This is a genomic window from Streptomyces sp. NBC_01363 (assembly GCF_026340595.1).
GTDB lineage: Bacteria > Actinomycetota > Actinomycetes > Streptomycetales > Streptomycetaceae > Streptomyces.
Window position 1 is genome coordinate 2004627 of the sequence record NZ_JAPEPF010000002.1, and the last position, 15810, is coordinate 2020436.

At 71.1% G+C, this 15810-nt stretch carries 12 protein-coding genes; 9 read left to right on the forward strand and 3 right to left on the reverse strand.

Features of this window, described 5'->3' with window-relative positions:
* Positions 1-17 precede the first annotated feature (17 nt).
* From OG611_RS36820 to OG611_RS36835, 4 genes are all read left to right on the forward strand, one after another.
* On the forward strand, positions 18-1451 hold the full coding sequence (locus tag OG611_RS36820; protein WP_266430403.1) for a polysaccharide lyase 6 family protein: 1434 nt from the start codon (positions 18-20) through the stop codon (positions 1449-1451).
* A gap of 130 nt (positions 1452-1581) precedes the next feature.
* Entirely contained in the window at positions 1582-3009 is a 1428-nt protein-coding gene (locus OG611_RS36825; RefSeq protein ID WP_266430406.1) for a polysaccharide lyase 6 family protein, read from the forward strand.
* 110 nt (positions 3010-3119) lie between these two features.
* Positions 3120-3971, forward strand: a complete 852-nt coding sequence (locus tag OG611_RS36830) for a sugar phosphate isomerase/epimerase (protein WP_266430409.1) — start codon at positions 3120-3122, stop codon at positions 3969-3971.
* 40 nt (positions 3972-4011) lie between these two features.
* Positions 4012-4668 (forward strand): SGNH/GDSL hydrolase family protein, encoded by a 657-nt coding sequence (locus tag OG611_RS36835; RefSeq protein WP_266430412.1) that lies wholly within the window; start codon positions 4012-4014, stop codon positions 4666-4668.
* Here OG611_RS36835 and OG611_RS36840 read toward each other — a convergent pair.
* A complete protein-coding gene (locus OG611_RS36840) occupies positions 4654-5058 on the reverse strand; it encodes a hypothetical protein (protein ID WP_266430416.1) in 405 nt (134 codons plus the stop codon). The genes OG611_RS36835 and OG611_RS36840 overlap by 15 nt on opposite strands.
* A gap of 400 nt (positions 5059-5458) precedes the next feature.
* Between OG611_RS36840 and OG611_RS36845 the strand changes: the two genes are divergently transcribed.
* From OG611_RS36845 to OG611_RS36865, 5 genes are all read left to right on the forward strand, one after another.
* Positions 5459-6946, forward strand: coding sequence for an aldehyde dehydrogenase family protein (locus OG611_RS36845; protein WP_266430419.1), 1488 nt, complete (start codon positions 5459-5461; stop codon positions 6944-6946).
* Between the two features lie 183 nt (positions 6947-7129).
* Entirely contained in the window at positions 7130-8653 is a 1524-nt protein-coding gene (locus OG611_RS36850) for a GMC family oxidoreductase (RefSeq protein WP_266430422.1), read from the forward strand.
* On the forward strand, positions 8653-9702 hold the full coding sequence (locus tag OG611_RS36855; protein ID WP_266430425.1) for a glycine betaine/L-proline ABC transporter ATP-binding protein: 1050 nt from the start codon (positions 8653-8655) through the stop codon (positions 9700-9702). Before OG611_RS36850 ends, OG611_RS36855 begins: the two co-directional genes overlap by 1 nt.
* Positions 9703-9787: 85 nt before the next feature.
* Positions 9788-11746 carry a proline/glycine betaine ABC transporter permease gene (locus OG611_RS36860; protein ID WP_266430428.1) on the forward strand — a complete coding sequence of 653 codons (1959 nt, stop codon included), beginning with the start codon at positions 9788-9790 and terminating at the stop codon, positions 11744-11746.
* Positions 11739-12695, forward strand: a complete 957-nt coding sequence (locus OG611_RS36865) for an ABC transporter substrate-binding protein (RefSeq protein ID WP_266430430.1) — start codon at positions 11739-11741, stop codon at positions 12693-12695. The genes OG611_RS36860 and OG611_RS36865 overlap by 8 nt, the downstream gene beginning before the upstream one ends.
* Before the next feature lie 118 nt (positions 12696-12813).
* On the opposite strand, the gene OG611_RS36870 is transcribed toward OG611_RS36865, so the two are convergent.
* Complete coding sequence (locus tag OG611_RS36870; protein WP_266430433.1) at positions 12814-13848, reverse strand: metallophosphoesterase; 1035 nt, start codon at positions 13846-13848, stop codon at positions 12814-12816.
* A 354-nt stretch (positions 13849-14202) separates the two neighbouring features.
* Positions 14203-15768: a serine protease gene (locus OG611_RS36875; RefSeq protein WP_266430435.1), complete on the reverse strand. Its 1566-nt coding sequence runs from the start codon at positions 15766-15768 to the stop codon at positions 14203-14205.
* Positions 15769-15810: the final 42 nt, after the last annotated feature.

The following is a 15810-nucleotide window of genomic DNA, read 5'->3' on the forward strand; positions in this document are numbered from 1 at the left end:
ACACTCACGGAGGCATCATGCAACGCCGGACGTTCCTCATGGGCACCGCGGCAGGGGCGGCGCTGGCCGTCGCCCCCACCGGCGGTCTCCTGACCGCGAGCGCGACGGCGGCCCCGGCCGCCGTCGGTTCGCTGGACGAGCTCCAGGACGCGATCGACCGGGCACGACCGGGTGACCGCATCGTCGTGGCCGACGGCAGGTACACCGTCCCGTCGGACCGGCCCCTCACCATCCGGAACAAGCAGGGCACCGAGCGCGCGCCCATCACCATCGTCGCCCGGTCCTGCGGCGGCGTCGTCCTCGACGGCGAACAGAGCTTCGTCCTCGACGCGTCCAGTCACATCACCGTCAGCGGCTTCTCCTTCCGCCAGAGCAGCACCCTGGACATCCCCCCGAACTGCTCGCACATCAGGCTGACCCGCAACGACTTCCGGCTCGCCGACATCGAGGGCGTGCACTGGGTGATGGTGCGTGCGGACGACAGCAAGGTCGACCACAACCACTTCCACGGCAAGTCCACGCTCGGCATCTACCTCGGAATCGAGGGCGCGGGCACGGAGGAGATGGCGCAGCGCGTCCATGTGTTCAGGAACTACTTCTCCGACCACACCTTCGCCGGGTCCAACGGCGGAGAGCCCATCAGGCTCGGCGTCAGCCCTCGGGCACTGTCCAGCGCCCACGCCGTCGTGGAGTTCAACCTGTTCGAGCGCGCCAACGGCGACCCGGAGGCCATCTCCGTCAAGAGCTCGGACAACGTCATCCGGCACAACACCATCCGCGACAGCTTCGGCGGGATCGTCCTGCGGCACGGCAACCGCAACCGGGTGGAGGCCAATCATCTCGTCGCCGGCACGGAAGGCGTGCGGATCTACGGCAACGACCATGTGATCGTCAACAACCACCTCGCCGGTCTGTCCGGGCGGGCCCTGGTGATCGGCAGCGGTTCGGAGCGCGACCATCTGCCCGGCGAGACGCCCGACGAGCGCCGCGGCAACGACGCGCCCGACCGGGTCCTCATCGCGTACAACACCCTTGTGAACAACAAGGGCACACTCTCCGGCGAGAGCCAGCGTCCCCACGAGCCGCGTGATGTGACCGTCGCGGACAACCTCCTCGTCGGGGACTCGGGCGAGCTGGTCGCGATGGCGAACACCGTACGGTTCACCTGGTCCGGCAACATCCTGTGGGGCGCCGCCGCCGACGGCAACATCCCGTCCGGTGGCTACACCCGCGTCGACCCGAAGCTGGTGACGGGCCCGGACGGCGTGGCCCGGCTGGCCGCGGACAGCCCGGCGATCGGCGCGGGCACGCTCAGGCGGTCACCGGTCACCCACGACATCGACGGGGACCCGCGCGGCCGGACCCGGGACGTGGGCGCCGACGAGTACGCGAAGCGGGCACCCAGGCACCGGCCACTGACCCCGGCCGACGTCGGTCCCCAGGCCCGCTGAGCACACGCCCGAGAGGGACAGCCGGTTCGGTTCGCCCTCCCCGGCTGTCCCCGCCATCGATCAGCCGGCACGTCCAGCGCGGGGGCTGTACGGACCGGCCCGTCACGTCCTTGTCGCCACAGGAGGCATCATGCAACGACGCACGTTCCTCAGGGGCACCGCGGTGGCAGCACTCGCCGCCATGCCCCTCAGCACCTCGATGTCGGTCGACGCTTCGGCGGCCGACACACCGGTCAGCTCCCTGGCCGAACTCCAGAGCGCGATCAACGGCGCCGCACCCGGCGACCGGATCGTCGTGGCCGACGGCACCTACACTGTTCCGTCGGGCGGCGCGATCAACGTCTCCGGCAAGAACGGCACCAGCGCCGCGCCGATCACCATCGTGTCCAAGACCCGCGGCGGCGTGGTGCTCAAGGGCGAGCGCAGCTTCGTCTTCGCCAATTCGAGCAACATCACCGTCAGCGGCTTCGCCTTCCGGCAGAGCACCACGATGGAGATCCCGGTGAACTGCTCGTCGATCCGGCTGACCCGCAACGACTTCCAGCACGCGGACACCGGCGACCCGTACTGGCTGGTCGTGCGGGCGAACGACACGAAGATCGACCGGAACCACTTCCACGACAAGACCACCACCGGCATCTTCCTCGTCGTCGACGGCCCCGGCTCGACCGACATGGCCCAGAACATCCACATCTTCCGGAACTACTTCTCCGACCACACCTTCGCCGGGGACAACGGCGGCGAGTCGATCCGCCTCGGCGTCAGCGGACGGGCGCTGTCCGCCGCCCACGCGGTCGTGGAGTACAACCTGTTCGAGCGCGCCAACGGCGACCCCGAGGCCATCTCGGTGAAGTCCTCCGACAACATCATCCGCTACAACACGATCCGCAACAGCCGCGGCGGCATCGTGCTGCGCCACGGCAACCGCTCCCGGGTGGAGGGAAATTACCTGATCGGCGGCAGCGAGGGGGTGCGGCTGTACGGCAACGACCACCTCATCGTCAACAACTACCTCAGCGGACTGAAGAGCCGGGCCCTGGTGGTCGGCAGCGGCACCACCCGCGACCACAACTCGGGCGAGACACAGGACGAGCGGCGGGGCAACGACGCCTGCGACCGCGCGGTGATCGTCCACAACACCCTGATCGGCAACTCCAGCACGCTCTCGGGCGAGACCCGGACGTATGAGCCCCGGGACGTGGTCATCGCCGACAACCTGCTCGTCGGTGACTCCGGGAGCCTCGTCGCGATGGGGACGACCACCAATTTCACCTGGCAGAGCAACATGGTGTGGGGTGCGGCGTCCAACGGCAATATCCCCTCCGGTGGTTGCACCCGGGCCGACCCGAAGCTGGTGACGGGCCAGGACGGCATCGCCCGGCTGTCGGCGGGAAGCCCGGCGATCGGCGCGGCCACCCTGGGCAGCCCGGCCGTGGCCGACGACATCGACGGCGACTCGCGAGGCAGCACCCGCGACATCGGTGCCGACGAGTACTCGACCGCGCCCGCGCTCCGGCACCCCCTCACGACCGCGGACGTGGGTCCGAACGCATCGTGAGGTGTCACCCGTGATCCGGTCCGCCCGCCACCGCGGGCGGACCGTTTCGGAACGGCCCGGAGAAGGGCGAGGGAAGAGCCGCCGCGAGGCGACCGCAGGGAGGGAACGCCGTGACAGGCAGGGAGAGCCGTGACCGCGAGGAGCAGGGGCGCGGTGCGGCGGACCGCGCCTCGGGCCTCGTGCCGACCGGGTCGGACACCACCGTGGCCAGGCCGGGGCTGTGCTCGGTCACCTTCCGGGGGCTGCCCGCCGCCGAGGTCGCACGCCGGGCCGCCGAGGCGGGCCTGGAAGTGGTCGAGTGGGGAGCGGACGTGCACGCGCCTCCGGAGCATCCCGACACCGTCCGCGCGGCCCGCGAGGCTTCCGACGACCACGGGCTCACCTGCTGCTCGTACGGCTCCTACTTCCGCGCCACGCGGGGCGAACCGGCCGAGTTCCCCGAGATCGCCCGCGCCGCGGTGCTCCTGGGGGCGCCGCGGGTGCGGGTCTGGGCGGGCGGAGTCGGGTCGCTGACCGCGACACCGCAGGAGCGGAGCGGGACCGCCGCCTGCCTGCGGGAGGCGGCCCGGGTCGCCGCGGACCATGGGCTGGAGCTCGCGCTGGAGTTCCACTCCAGGACCCTCACCGACACCGTCGCCTCGACCGTCCGGCTGTTGGACGAGGTGGGCGCGGACAACCTCCGTACCTACTGGCAGCCGCCGCAGGACGCTCCCGACGAGGAGGCCCTGGCGGGGCTTTCCGAGCTCGTCGAGCGGGTCAGCGCGGTGCATGTCTTCTCGTGGTGGCCGGGCAACCGCCGACTGCGGCTGGCGGACCGTGAGGACCTGTGGACCGGGGTCTTCGACCTGCTGAACGAACGACGCGTCCCCCTGGAGGCGCTCCTGGAGTTCGTGCCCGGCGACGACCCCGCGGTACTGGCGCGCGAGGCCGATACGCTGCGGCGCGTCGCGGCTCGACGATGAGCGGCGCCCGACCCACCACCCCGACGTAAGGACGGCAGACATGCACATCGCGGACATGCACATCAAGGAGACGGACACGCTCCTGTTCATCGGTGACTCCATCACCGACGCGGGCCGCGACCGTACGGATTCCGCATCGCTCGGCAGCGGATACGTCCACGAGATCGCACAGACCCTGCACGCCAGGGCGGGCGACGGACCCGGCCCCGCCGTCATCAACAAGGGTCTCAGCGGCAACCGTGTGTACGACCTCGAAGCCCGCTGGACCACCGACGTCATCGCCCACCGGCCCACCGTCGTCACGGTCAAGATCGGCATCAACGACACCTGGCGACGCTACGACCGCGGACTCCTCAGCCCGGTCGACGAGTTCGAGGCATGCCTCGACCGCCTTCTCGCGGACACCGCGCGCCAACTGTCCGCACGACTGGTCGTCATCACCCCGTTCCTGCTCCCGGTCACCCCGGACCAGAAGGAATGGTTCGAGGACCTGACGCCCCGTACCGACGCCGTCCTCCGTGCCGCGCAGGCCAACGGAGCCCAGGTGGTCCGCGCGGACCTTGCCCTGCTCCGTGCCGCGGAGACGAAGGAGGCCGCGGAGCTGGCCCCGGACGGGGTCCACCCGAGTCCCCTCGGCCACAGGATCGTCGCGGATGCCTGGCTCGCCGCGGTGGACTCGCGCCTACTCGGGGAGTAGCAGGGGGAGGTCCACCCGAACGTCGATCGATTCCGCGCGTCCGCCGATCTGTGCTGATCCGTTGATGCGCAGGGTTCGCGCCGGATCGAGTGTCAGCTCGCCGGTGACGTCGCCGTGCTCGTGGAGGTAGAGGCCGATGTCGCAAAGGCCGGACATGCTGTCGTCGATCCTTACGGTCGCCACGCCACCGGTCCAGGTGGCGGGAACCGCCGTGAGGTAGAGACGAGGCGGATGGATTGCCCAGCCGAACGGGCCCGTGTCCCCCTGCGCGTCAAGGGCCTCGGGGGTTCCCCAGACGTCGACCGTCACCAGGCCGCCCGGTGCCGTCCGGACCGACGATTCCGATCGGTCGACGGCGAAGTCCGTGTCGCCCAGGACGAATCTGTCCACGGTGAAGGCCCCAACGGTTGTCGGTTCGAAGCAGTGATCGCGTCCATCATCGCAGCAGGCCGTGTATCGGTGCGCGAGGTGTGAACCACGGAGATCCGAGGGGGCTGCGACGCTGCGTCGGCCGACTTCCGGGGACGGACGGGATGTACGGGACGTACGGGGCGGACGGGACGGATGGACGGGAAGTACGGGCCCGGCCGGGACGCGCAGGTGACGGCGTGGTTCACCTGCGGCTGCGCGGATTTGGGCTGAACAGCGGCGCGGTCCCACGTCGCGGCGTGAGGCGGGTCACTTTCCGCCGGAAGCAGGGCATGGTTCTCCGGACCCGGGGCAGGCGGCCAGATCGCCGGGGTGTGACCGGCGCAGGACGCACATCCGGAACCGAAAGGCCAAACACGACGTGTCGGCAGCACAACAGACCATCCACGTGGCCGGGGAGTGGCGTTCGGCCGTCTCCGGCGCCACGCGCGACATCATCGACCCCGTCGACGCCGGCGTCTTCGCCGTTGTGGCGGAGGGCGCCGTCGCCGACACCGATGACGCCGTCGCCGCCGCGCGTGCCGCCTTCGACGACGGTGCCTGGCCACGCACGCCCGTCGCCGAGCGGGCCGCCCTGCTGCGTCGCGTCGCGGCACTGCTGGAGCGGGACCGGGAGAAGATCGGAGCCCTGGAGAGCCGGGACGCGGGCAAGACCCTCGAAGAGGGGCGTGTCGACGTCGACTGCGTGCGTGACGCCTTCGTCTACTTCGCCGACCTCGTCATGAACGAGAGCGGCGGACGAGTCGTCGACGCCGGGAACGACGAGATCCACAGCGTCGTCGTCCATGAGCCGGTCGGGGTGTGCGCACTCATCACCCCCTGGAACTACCCGCTGCTCCAGGCCAGTTGGAAGATCGCTCCGGCGCTCGCCGCCGGCAACACCTTCGTGGTCAAGCCCAGCGAGATCACCCCGCTCACCACCGTGGCGCTGATCGGGCTCCTGATGGAGGCCGGTCTGCCCCAGGGCGCCGCCAACATCGTCACCGGCGCCGGTGCCACTGTCGGCGCCCGTCTCGCCGAGCACCCGGACGTCGACCTCGTATCGTTCACCGGCGGGCTGGCCAGTGGCACGAAGGTGGCCCGCTCCGCCGCCGACACCGTCAAGAAGGTCGCGCTCGAACTCGGCGGCAAGAACCCCAACGTCGTCTTCGCCGACGCCTGCGCCACCGACGAGGGCTTCGACACCGCCGTCGACCAGGCGCTCAACGCCGCCTTCATCCACAGCGGCCAGGTCTGCTCCGCCGGATCCCGGCTCATCGTCGAGGAGTCGCTGCGCGAGCGCTTCGTCGCCGAACTCGCCCGTCGCGCCGACAGGATCCGCCTCGGCCGCGGCACCGACCCCGGCGTCGAATGCGGGCCGCTCGTCTCCGCGCAACAGCTCGCGAAGACCGAGGACTTCGTCGCATCCGCCATCGAGGAAGGCGCCGTGCTCCGGGCCGGCGGCGAACGGCCCGACGGCCCCGGCTACTTCTACCGCCCCACCGTCCTCGACCGGTGCGACCGCCGGATGCGCGTCGTCCGTGAGGAGGTCTTCGGCCCCGTCCTGACCGTCGAGACCTTCCGTACGGAGGACGAGGCCGTCACCCTCGCCAACGACACCGAGTACGGGCTCGCGGGAGCCGTATGGACCGCCGACGCGGGCCGCGCCCGCCGCGTCGCCGGGCGCCTGCGCCACGGCACCGTCTGGATCAACGACTTCCACCCCTACCTCCCGCAGGCCGAATGGGGTGGCTTCGGGAAGTCGGGCATCGGCCGTGAGTTGGGCCCGACCGGCCTCGCCGAGTACCGCGAGGCCAAGCACATCTACCAGAACCTCGCTCCGCGCCCCGTGCGCTGGTTCGCGGGCTGAGGCACAGCGCTGAAGCACGGACGCGACGCACATGCCACACGTGACGCAAGGCGCACGGGCACTGGACGCAACGGACGCAGCGGACGCACCGCACATGACGGACGCACTGGACGCACCGGACGCAACGGACGCAACGTTCGCAACGTCCGCATCGGACCCGACGGAGCAGAGGGAAACGAGCGCATGACCGACAACCACGTCTACGACTACGTCGTCATCGGCGGCGGCACCGCCGGATCGGTGATCGCCTCCCGGCTCACCGAGAACCCGGACACCACCGTCGCCGTCATCGAGGGCGGCCCCAGCGACGTCGGACGGGACGACGTCCTCACCCTGCGTCGCTGGATGGGTCTGCTCGGCGGTGAACTGGACTACGACTACCCGACGACCGAGCAGCCCCGCGGCAACTCGCACATCCGCCACAGCCGCGCCCGGGTGCTCGGCGGCTGCTCGTCCCACAACACCCTCATCGCCTTCAAGCCCCTGCCGACCGACTGGGACGAGTGGGCCGCCGCGGGCGCCGAGGGCTGGGACGCGGCGTCGATGGACCCGTACTTCGCCAGGCTGCGCAACAACATCGTCCCTGTCGACGAGGCCGACCGGAACGCCATCGCCCACGACTTCGTCGACGCCGCACGGATCGCGCTGGACGTACCGCGCGTCGAGGGCTTCAACAGGCAGCCGTTCCACGAGGGTGTCGGCTTCTTCGACCTCGCCTACCACCCGGAGAACAACAAGCGCTCCTCGGCCTCCGTGGCGTATCTGCACCCGTTCCTGGACCGGCCCAACCTCCATATCGCCCTGGAGACCTGGGCGTTCGGGCTGGAGCTCGACGGCACCCGGGCCACCGGTGTGCACGTGCGCACCAAGGACGGCGAGGAGCACGTCGTACGGGCCCGGCGCGAGGTGCTCGTGTGCGCGGGCGCCGTGGACACCCCCCGGCTGCTGCTGCACTCCGGCATCGGACCCCGCGCCGACCTGGAGAAGCTCGGCATCCCCGTCGTGCACGACCTGCCGGGCGTCGGGGAGAACCTCCTCGACCACCCCGAGTCGGTCATCGTCTGGGAGACCGACGGGCCGATACCGGAGAACTCCGCGATGGACAGCGACGCGGGCCTCTTCGTACGCCGGGACCCGGACGCCGACGGGCCGGACCTGATGTTCCACTTCTACCAGATCCCGTTCACCGACAACCCCGAACGGCTGGGCTATCAGCGGCCCCCGCACGGCGTGTCGATGACCCCCAACATCCCCAAGCCGCGCAGCCGCGGCCGGCTGTACCTGACCAGCGCCGACCCCGAGGTCAAGCCCGCCCTCGACTTCCGGTACTTCACCGACGAGGAGGACTACGACGGCCGCACCCTCGTCGACGGCATCCGCATCGCACGCCGCATCGCGGAGCAGGAACCGCTCGCCGGCTGGCTCAAGCGCGAGGTCTGCCCGGGGCCCGAGGTCACCTCCGACGAGGAGCTCGGCGAGTACGCGCGCAAGGTCGCGCACACCGTCTACCACCCGGCGGGGACCTGTCGGATGGGTGGAGCGGGCGACGAACTCGCCGTCGTGACACCCGATCTGAGGATCCGTGGCCTGGACGGCATCCGGATCGCCGACGCGTCCGTCTTCCCGACCATGACGACCGTCAACCCGATGATCGGCGTGCTGATGGTCGGGGAGAAATGCGCGGACCTTCTGGGAGGCAATGCCTGATGAACACCGAGCCGCCTGTCTTTTCCGTACGCGAACTGTGGAAGGTCTTCGGCCCGAAGGCCGACCGGGTGCCGGCGGATCCGGATCTCGCCGCACTCGGCCCCGCCGAACTGCGTGAACACACCGGCTGCACCGCCGCCGTGCGCGACGTGTCCTTCGACGTCCGCAAGGGCGAGGTCTTCGTCGTCATGGGCCTGTCCGGCTCCGGCAAGTCGACGCTCGTGCGCTGCCTGACCCGGCTGATCGAGCCCACGTCCGGCTCGATCGCCATCGACGGCGAGGACGTGCTGTCGATGGACGCGTCACGCCTGCGCGAGCTGCGCCGCCACCGCGCCGCCATGGTCTTCCAGCACTTCGGGCTGCTGCCGCACCGGTCGGTGCTGGACAACGTCGCGTACGGGCTGGAGATCCAGGGGGTCTCGCGCGCCGAACGGCGGCAGCGGGCGGCGGAGTTCGTCACCAAGGTCGGCCTCGAAGGCATGGAACACCGCCGCCCCGCTCAGCTGTCCGGCGGCCAGCAACAGCGGGTGGGGCTGGCCCGCGCACTGGCCGTGGACCCCGAAGTACTGCTGTTCGACGAGCCGTTCAGCGCACTGGACCCGCTGATCAGGCGCGACATGCAGGAGGAGGTGGTACGGCTGCACGGCGAGGAGGGCCGCACGATGGTCTTCATCACGCACGACCTCGGCGAGGCGCTGAAGCTCGGCGACCGGATCGCGCTGATGCGGGACGGCCGGATCGTGCAGCTCGGCACCCCCGAGGAGATCGTGGGCGCCCCCGCGGACGACTACGTACGCGACTTCGTCCGCGACGTGCCGCGTGAACAGGTCATGACGGTGCGCTCGGCGATGCGGCCGGCCGGAGCCGTCGAGACGGACAACGGCCCGGCGCTGGCCCCCGACGCGACGGTCCACGAGGCCATCGAGGCCGTCGTCCGCAGCGGCCGGACCGCCCGCGTCGTCGAGAACGGCCGCTGCGTGGGCGTGGTCGGCCATGCGGACCTGCTCGGCGTGGTGGCGGGGCTCGCCCCGCAGAAGGAGGCGGCCTGATGCCCGCGCACACCACCTGGGGACCGCCGGGCCCGCAAGTGCCCGTGCCCGCCCGTGCCGCGGACACGCCGGGGAGGCGGACACGATGAGCACCACCGTCACCACTGCCGCCGGGACGGGCGCGCCCCCGGCGCGCGTGCCGCTGAGCGACGCCCTCGCCCGGCACCGCACCGCGATCATCGGGGGCGTCGCCCTCGTCGCACTCCTCCTCGGAGCCGTACTCCTGGGCGGCGGCAGCTGGCCCGCACGGTTCGCCGTCGACCTGTCCGGACCGCTCGGCGACGCCAGCGACTGGATCATCGACAACCGGGACAGCCACCCGCTCTTCCTGTACTTCTTCGGCCACATCAGCAACGCCGTCGTACTGTCCGTACGCGCCGTCTACCTCGTGCTCCTCGCCGCCGGCTGGGCCGGGGTCACGGCCGCCGCAGGCCTCGTCGCCTGGCGCCTCGCGGGCATCCGCCCGGCGCTCACCGCCGTCGCAGCGTTCGCCGTGTGCGGGCTGCTCGGCATGTGGGTGCCCACCATGCAGACCCTCGCGCTGATGGTGGTCGCCGTCGCCGCGTCCGTTCTGCTCGGGGCGCTGCTCGGGCTCGCCGCCGGGCTGTCCGACCGCGTGCACCGGGCACTGCGCCCGGTGCTCGACACCATGCAGGTGCTGCCCGCGTTCGCGTATCTGCTCCCGGTCGTGCTGGTCTTCGGGATCGGCGTACCGGCCGCGGTCCTCGCCACCGTCGTCTACGCGGCCCCGCCCATGGCCCGGTTGACCGCGCTCGGTCTGCGCGGCGCGGACGCCGGGGTGATGGAGGCCGCGGCCTCGCTCGGCGCGACCGGCCGGCAGCGGTTGCTGACCGCCCGGCTCCCGCTGGCCCGCAAGGAACTGCTGCTCGGGGTCAACCAATCGATCATGATGGCGCTCTCGATGGCCGTGATCGCGTCCGTGATCGGCGCGGGCGGTCTCGGCGACCGCGTGTACCAGGCCCTCGCCTCGGTCGATGTCGGCGCGGCGCTCGCCGCCGGTGTGCCGGTCGTCCTGCTCGCCGTCGTCCTCGACCGTGTCACCGCCGCCGCGGGCGAGCGTATCGGCGCCGTGCCCGGCCGGGGGAGCGGCCTCGGCTGGGCGGTCGCCGCGGCCGGTACGGTCGCCGTCGCGCTCGCCGGCCGCTACACCGGCCGGCTGTCGTGGCCCGACGCGTGGACCATGGACATCGCGGGTTCCGTCAATCGTGCCGTCGACTGGATGACCGCGCACCTGTACTCCGGGGTTCCCGTCATCGGCGGCACCGCCGACTGGGCCGCCCGCTTCACCACCTGGGTCCTCGACCCGGTGCGCGACGGTCTTCAGTGGCTGCCCTGGTGGGCCGTACTGCTCCTGGTGGGGGTGCTCGCCCAGCTCATCGGCACCTGGCGCACCGCGCTGACCGCCGTGCTCGCGATGGCCGCGATCGGGGTGCTCGGTGTGTGGGACCCGGCGCTGGACACCCTCTCGCAGGTGCTGGCCGCGGTCGCCGTCACACTCGTCGCCGGTGTCGCCACCGGCGTCGCCACGGCCCGCAGCCCCCGCCTGGAGCGGCTGTTGCGGCCCGTGCTCGACGTCTTCCAGACCATGCCGCAGTTCGTGTACCTGATCCCGGTGGTCGCGCTGTTCGGCGTCGGCCGGGCACCCGCCACCGTCGCGGCCGTGGTGTACGCGCTGCCCGCCGTCGTCCGCATCACCACCCAGGGCATGCGCGCCGTGGACCCGGTCGCGATGGAGTCGTCCCGCTCGCTCGGCGCGACGGGCTGGCAGCAACTGTGCCAGGTCCAACTGCCCCTCGCCCGGCCGGCGTTGCTGCTGGCCGTCAATCAGGGTGTGGTCCTCGTCCTCGCCGTCGTCATCATCGGCGGGCTGGTGGGCGGCGGTGCGCTCGGCTACCTCGTGGTGTTCGGGCTGGCCCAGGGAGACCTGGCGACCGGGCTGGTCGCGGGCGCGGCCATCGTATGCCTCGGACTGATGCTGGACCGGGTCACACAGCCGGCCGGGAAGGAGCCCCGGGATGCGTAGGCGCACCATCGCCGCCGCCGCGGCGTTCGGGCTGCTGGCTCTGACGGGCTGCGGCGCGGCGGACATGACCAAGCAGGCGTCCCCGTACGCCGACGCGCACGGCGCCAGGACGGTGACACTGTCGGTCCAGTCGTGGGTGGGTGCGCAGGCCAACGCCGCCGTCGCCCAGTACCTGCTCGAACACGAGCTGGGATACCGCGTCGACACCGTCCAGATCGACGAGGTCCCCGCCTGGGACGCCCTCAGCCAGGGCCGTGTCGACGCGATCCTGGAGGACTGGGGCCACCCGGAACAGGAGGAGCGCTACGTCGCGGACAAGAAGACGATCGCGCCGGGCGGGGAGCTCGGCGTGACCGGCCACATCGGCTGGTTCGTGCCGAAGTATTTCGCCGACGCGAACCCGGACGTGACGGACTGGAAGAACCTGAACAAGTACGCCGGCCGGCTCCGCACGGCGGAGAGCGGCGGCAAGGGGCAGCTCCTGGACGGCTCGCCGTCGTACGTCACCAACGACCGGGCGCTGGTGAAGAATCTGGACCTGGACTACCAGGTGGTCTTCTCCGGCTCCGAGGCGGCGCAGATCACGCAGATCAAGCAGTTCGCCAAGGAGAAGAAGCCGTTCCTGACCTACTGGTACAAGCCGCAGTGGCTGTTCGAGCAGGTCCCGATGACGGAGGTGAAGCTGCCCCCGTACAAGGAGGGCTGCGACGCCGACCCGAAGAAGGTGGCGTGCGCGTATCCGCGCACCCCGCTGCGGAAGTTCCTCAACGCCCGGTTCGCCGACGGGGGCGGCGGGGCCGCCGCGTTCCTGAAGAAGTTCCACTGGACGACACGGGCACAGAACGAGGTGGCGCTGATGATCGCGGACCAGAAGCTGTCGCCCGGGGAGGCCGCGGAACGGTGGGTGCGGAAGAACGAGTCCACGTGGCGGGCGTGGCTGCCCAAGTGAGCGTCGGGCTCGGCCCGTTGGTCCGACGGGTGCCCCTGGCGGATGCCGCACCGGACATCGGTGTGGCATCCGCCCCGCGGTGGGTCAGGGCCTGGTGCGCGTCAGGACCCGGATTTTGTCAGGACTTGGTGTGCAGCGGGACCGTCAGCTGCTTGAGCCAGGTGCCCGTGGTGAAGTCGCGGGCCTTGATGACGACGGAGTGGGGACCGACCTCGACCTGGAGCCCCTGGTTGAAGGCACCGCCGAGGGAGACCTCGCCGCCCTTGCCGTCATCCATCCAGCCCACCTGGACGGCCGAGGTGTTCACGACGGTGAACCCTTCGAGGTTGCCGGTGCCGGGGACCACACGGCGCACCACCCAGTCGGACAGATTGAGGTCCCAGTGCGTGTGCCCGGAGAAGAGGAACACGTCCTTGTGGCGGCCCAGGATCGACAGGAGCCGGTCGGGCTGGAGGTAGTCGTTGAGGTAGAGCTTGTTGTGCGTGCCCGACACCGTGTTGGGCAGCGGGTGGTGGGTCAGCACCATGACGGGCCGACGGCGGCGCGCCCAGTACGCGAGGCGGTCCTCCAGCCAGGCGAACTGCTCGTCGCTGATCCACACCTCGTCCCACAGCTTCGCGTCGTGGTAGTGGGAGTAGCGCTCGGTGCCCAGGCTGAGCACGGGGACGCCGCCGAACGAGGTCTCCGAGTAGACCTTGTTGCGTTCCGCGAAGTTGTAGAAGCTGCGGAAGAGGGAGTCCTCGGTGGTGCCGTTGGGCCAGGTGTCCTGGGCGAGGGTGTTCGGGTCGCTGTACTTCGGTACGTAGAACTCGTGGTTGCCGATGGCCCACGCGACGTTCTTGGGGTGCGGGTGCCGAGCGAGGGTCTGGCGGACCGCCGCGTACTCGAAGTCGTAGCCGCGCGGTGTGATGTCGCCGGCTATGCCGAGGCCGGCACTGCCGGGGTTGATGCGGTGCAGATCGTCGAGGGCCTTGCCGAAGTCGGCGAGGTCGCCCTGGATGTCACTGATGATGTTGAACCGAACCGTCCGGCCCTTGCCGGGCCGGTGCGGAGCGGCCTCGGCCGCCGGCGCCGCCAGTCCCGCGCCGGCGGCGAGCGCACCGCCCACCAGCGATGCGCTGCCTGTGGTGGCCATGAACGATCTGCGATCCATCGGTACTTCCTTCGTCTGTGCACCCCGTGCGTATGGGACGCGGGCAGTGTCTCCGCTCAGGATGGCCCGTCGGGGTACCGCAGATGACCATGGCTTGAAATGTGTGGTCCGGCAGTGGCGTGTTTCTGATGGTTGTCGCTCAACGACCCTCGGTGTCGGCCGGGTTCTTCGCCCGGTTGCGGATCGGCCAGGGGCGGCGCCGCAGACGATCCGAGTCCGGCCGGGGTGTCGACGCGGCGGGCGGCCCACGGACCGCGGGCACCACGCCGACGTCGACACCCCGGCCTGCTCCGGACCGTTCCGGTCACCACCGCACGGTGAGGCCGTGTGTCCGGGGCACGGGGTCCGGCGGATTCACTGCGTGCGGTAGGCGTCGACGATGGTCTGGGTGAGGGTGTGCCCGTCGGTGTCGGTCAGCTCCGCGCGCAAGGAGACGCCGGTGCCCGCGCCCGGGTTGTGGATCGTGACGGCGCCGCGCTCGACCGGCAGGCGGGTCCACGAGGCGCCGCCGTCCACGGAGACGGACACGGCCAGCGAGCGGAGCTTTCCGTTCGCGGCGGCACCCTGCACCGTGACGGGGACACGGAGTGCGGCGTCCGCCGCGGCGGTGCCGGTGGGGCTGAGCGAGGGGGAGAACCGCACGGCGCTCACCGGTACCGGGGCCGGACCGGTGGTCGTGCCCGAGGTGAAGGTCCACGACGCGGTCACGCGGGTGGCGGCGCCGGGCGCGCCGGTGCGCTTCACCGTGCTGGTGATCCGGTACGTCGCGCGTCCCGGCGGCACGGTGAACTCGGCCCGGCCGGGTGCGCCGGACTGCGTCCCGACGAGCACGCCGTCGCGGTGCAGTGTGGTCGAGGCCGAGGCGTACGACGGCGACGAAGGCACGTGGCCACCGCCGTCGGTGAGCAGCGGGACGTCGACGGTGATCCGGTCGCCGTCGCGCACGACGCCGGGGCGGCCGGTGAGGCCGGGGCCGAAGACGGCGTTGTCGAAGACATGGGTGGTCGTGCTTCCGGCGCGCACGGCGACGCCCTCGGCGGAGTAGCGGTTCGCCGCCCCGCCGGGCGCACGGGGAGCCAGGTAGGTGATGTCCCAGTTGCCGCGTTCCGGAGTCACGAGGTAGGTGGCGGTGCCGGGAGTCGGCAGGGCCCGGGAGAGCCCGACGGTCAGGCCGGCACTCGGTTGCAGATCGACGGACCCGGTCCCCGCCGTGCCCGGCAGCGCGGCGCCACGGACCTTCACGGTGGCCAGGTCCTTGGCGGCGGGGTGCCGGGTGAGCCCGGTCAGGGCGCGGGTGCCGGTGAAGACGTAACCGAGCGCGTAGTCGATGCTCTCGGTGGTCCAGTACGCGTCGAACCACTGCTTCACCGATCCGGCCTCGGCGTCGGGGCCCAGGTGCGCGACGCGCAGATTCGCCGTGGAGGAGATCAGGTTGACGAGCCGTTCGGCGCCCTGGTGCCTGACCTCGACGACCATCGCGCTGTGCAGGAAGCCCGCCGAGCGGTCGGGCGGCCGTACGTCGACGGGCGCCGTGGTCCTCGCGTCGACGGTCACGGTGGTGTCGCGGTCCAGGTCGAGGCGCGGCTGGACGATCCAGTCCGTACCGTCCGCGCCGTCACCGGAGGTCAGGGAACTGTTCAGCAGATAACGGCCCTTGGGCAGCCGCACGGTGATCGTGCCGGAGGCGTCGTGCGGCTGGACGACCTCGTCGGCACCCGGACCGGAAATTCCGGTGACGGTCGTCTCGTACGACCCCGTCGGGCGGCCGGTGCGGTCGAGGTGCTTGATCGTGAGGGCGTACGTCTGCGGCTCGGCGGCGAAGGCCGTGGTGTCCAGGGCGGGCGTCGCGGTGCCGACCACGGCCACGGCGAGAGCCATGGTCCGCAGGACACTCCGGCGGGGCAGGGAAGAATTGGTCATGACCTGCACTGCGTCGCCGGGTGCCGGAGTTCCAGTGAGGCG

Excerpts from the sequence above, each read along its gene's own strand:
- OG611_RS36820 (WP_266430403.1), top strand. The coding sequence starts at position 18 with ATGCAACGCCGGACGTTCCTCATGGGCACCGCGGCAGGGGCGGCGCTG.
- OG611_RS36825 (WP_266430406.1), top strand. The coding sequence starts at position 1,582 with ATGCAACGACGCACGTTCCTCAGGGGCACCGCGGTGGCAGCACTCGCC.
- OG611_RS36835 (WP_266430412.1), top strand. The coding sequence starts at position 4,012 with ATGCACATCGCGGACATGCACATCAAGGAGACGGACACGCTCCTGTTC.
- OG611_RS36850 (WP_266430422.1), top strand. The coding sequence starts at position 7,130 with ATGACCGACAACCACGTCTACGACTACGTCGTCATCGGCGGCGGCACC.
- OG611_RS36855 (WP_266430425.1), top strand. The coding sequence starts at position 8,653 with ATGAACACCGAGCCGCCTGTCTTTTCCGTACGCGAACTGTGGAAGGTC.
- OG611_RS36860 (WP_266430428.1), top strand. The coding sequence starts at position 9,788 with ATGAGCACCACCGTCACCACTGCCGCCGGGACGGGCGCGCCCCCGGCG.
- OG611_RS36865 (WP_266430430.1), top strand. The coding sequence starts at position 11,739 with ATGCGTAGGCGCACCATCGCCGCCGCCGCGGCGTTCGGGCTGCTGGCT.
- OG611_RS36870 (WP_266430433.1), bottom strand. The coding sequence starts at position 13,848 with ATGGATCGCAGATCGTTCATGGCCACCACAGGCAGCGCATCGCTGGTG.
- OG611_RS36875 (WP_266430435.1), bottom strand. The coding sequence starts at position 15,768 with ATGACCAATTCTTCCCTGCCCCGCCGGAGTGTCCTGCGGACCATGGCT.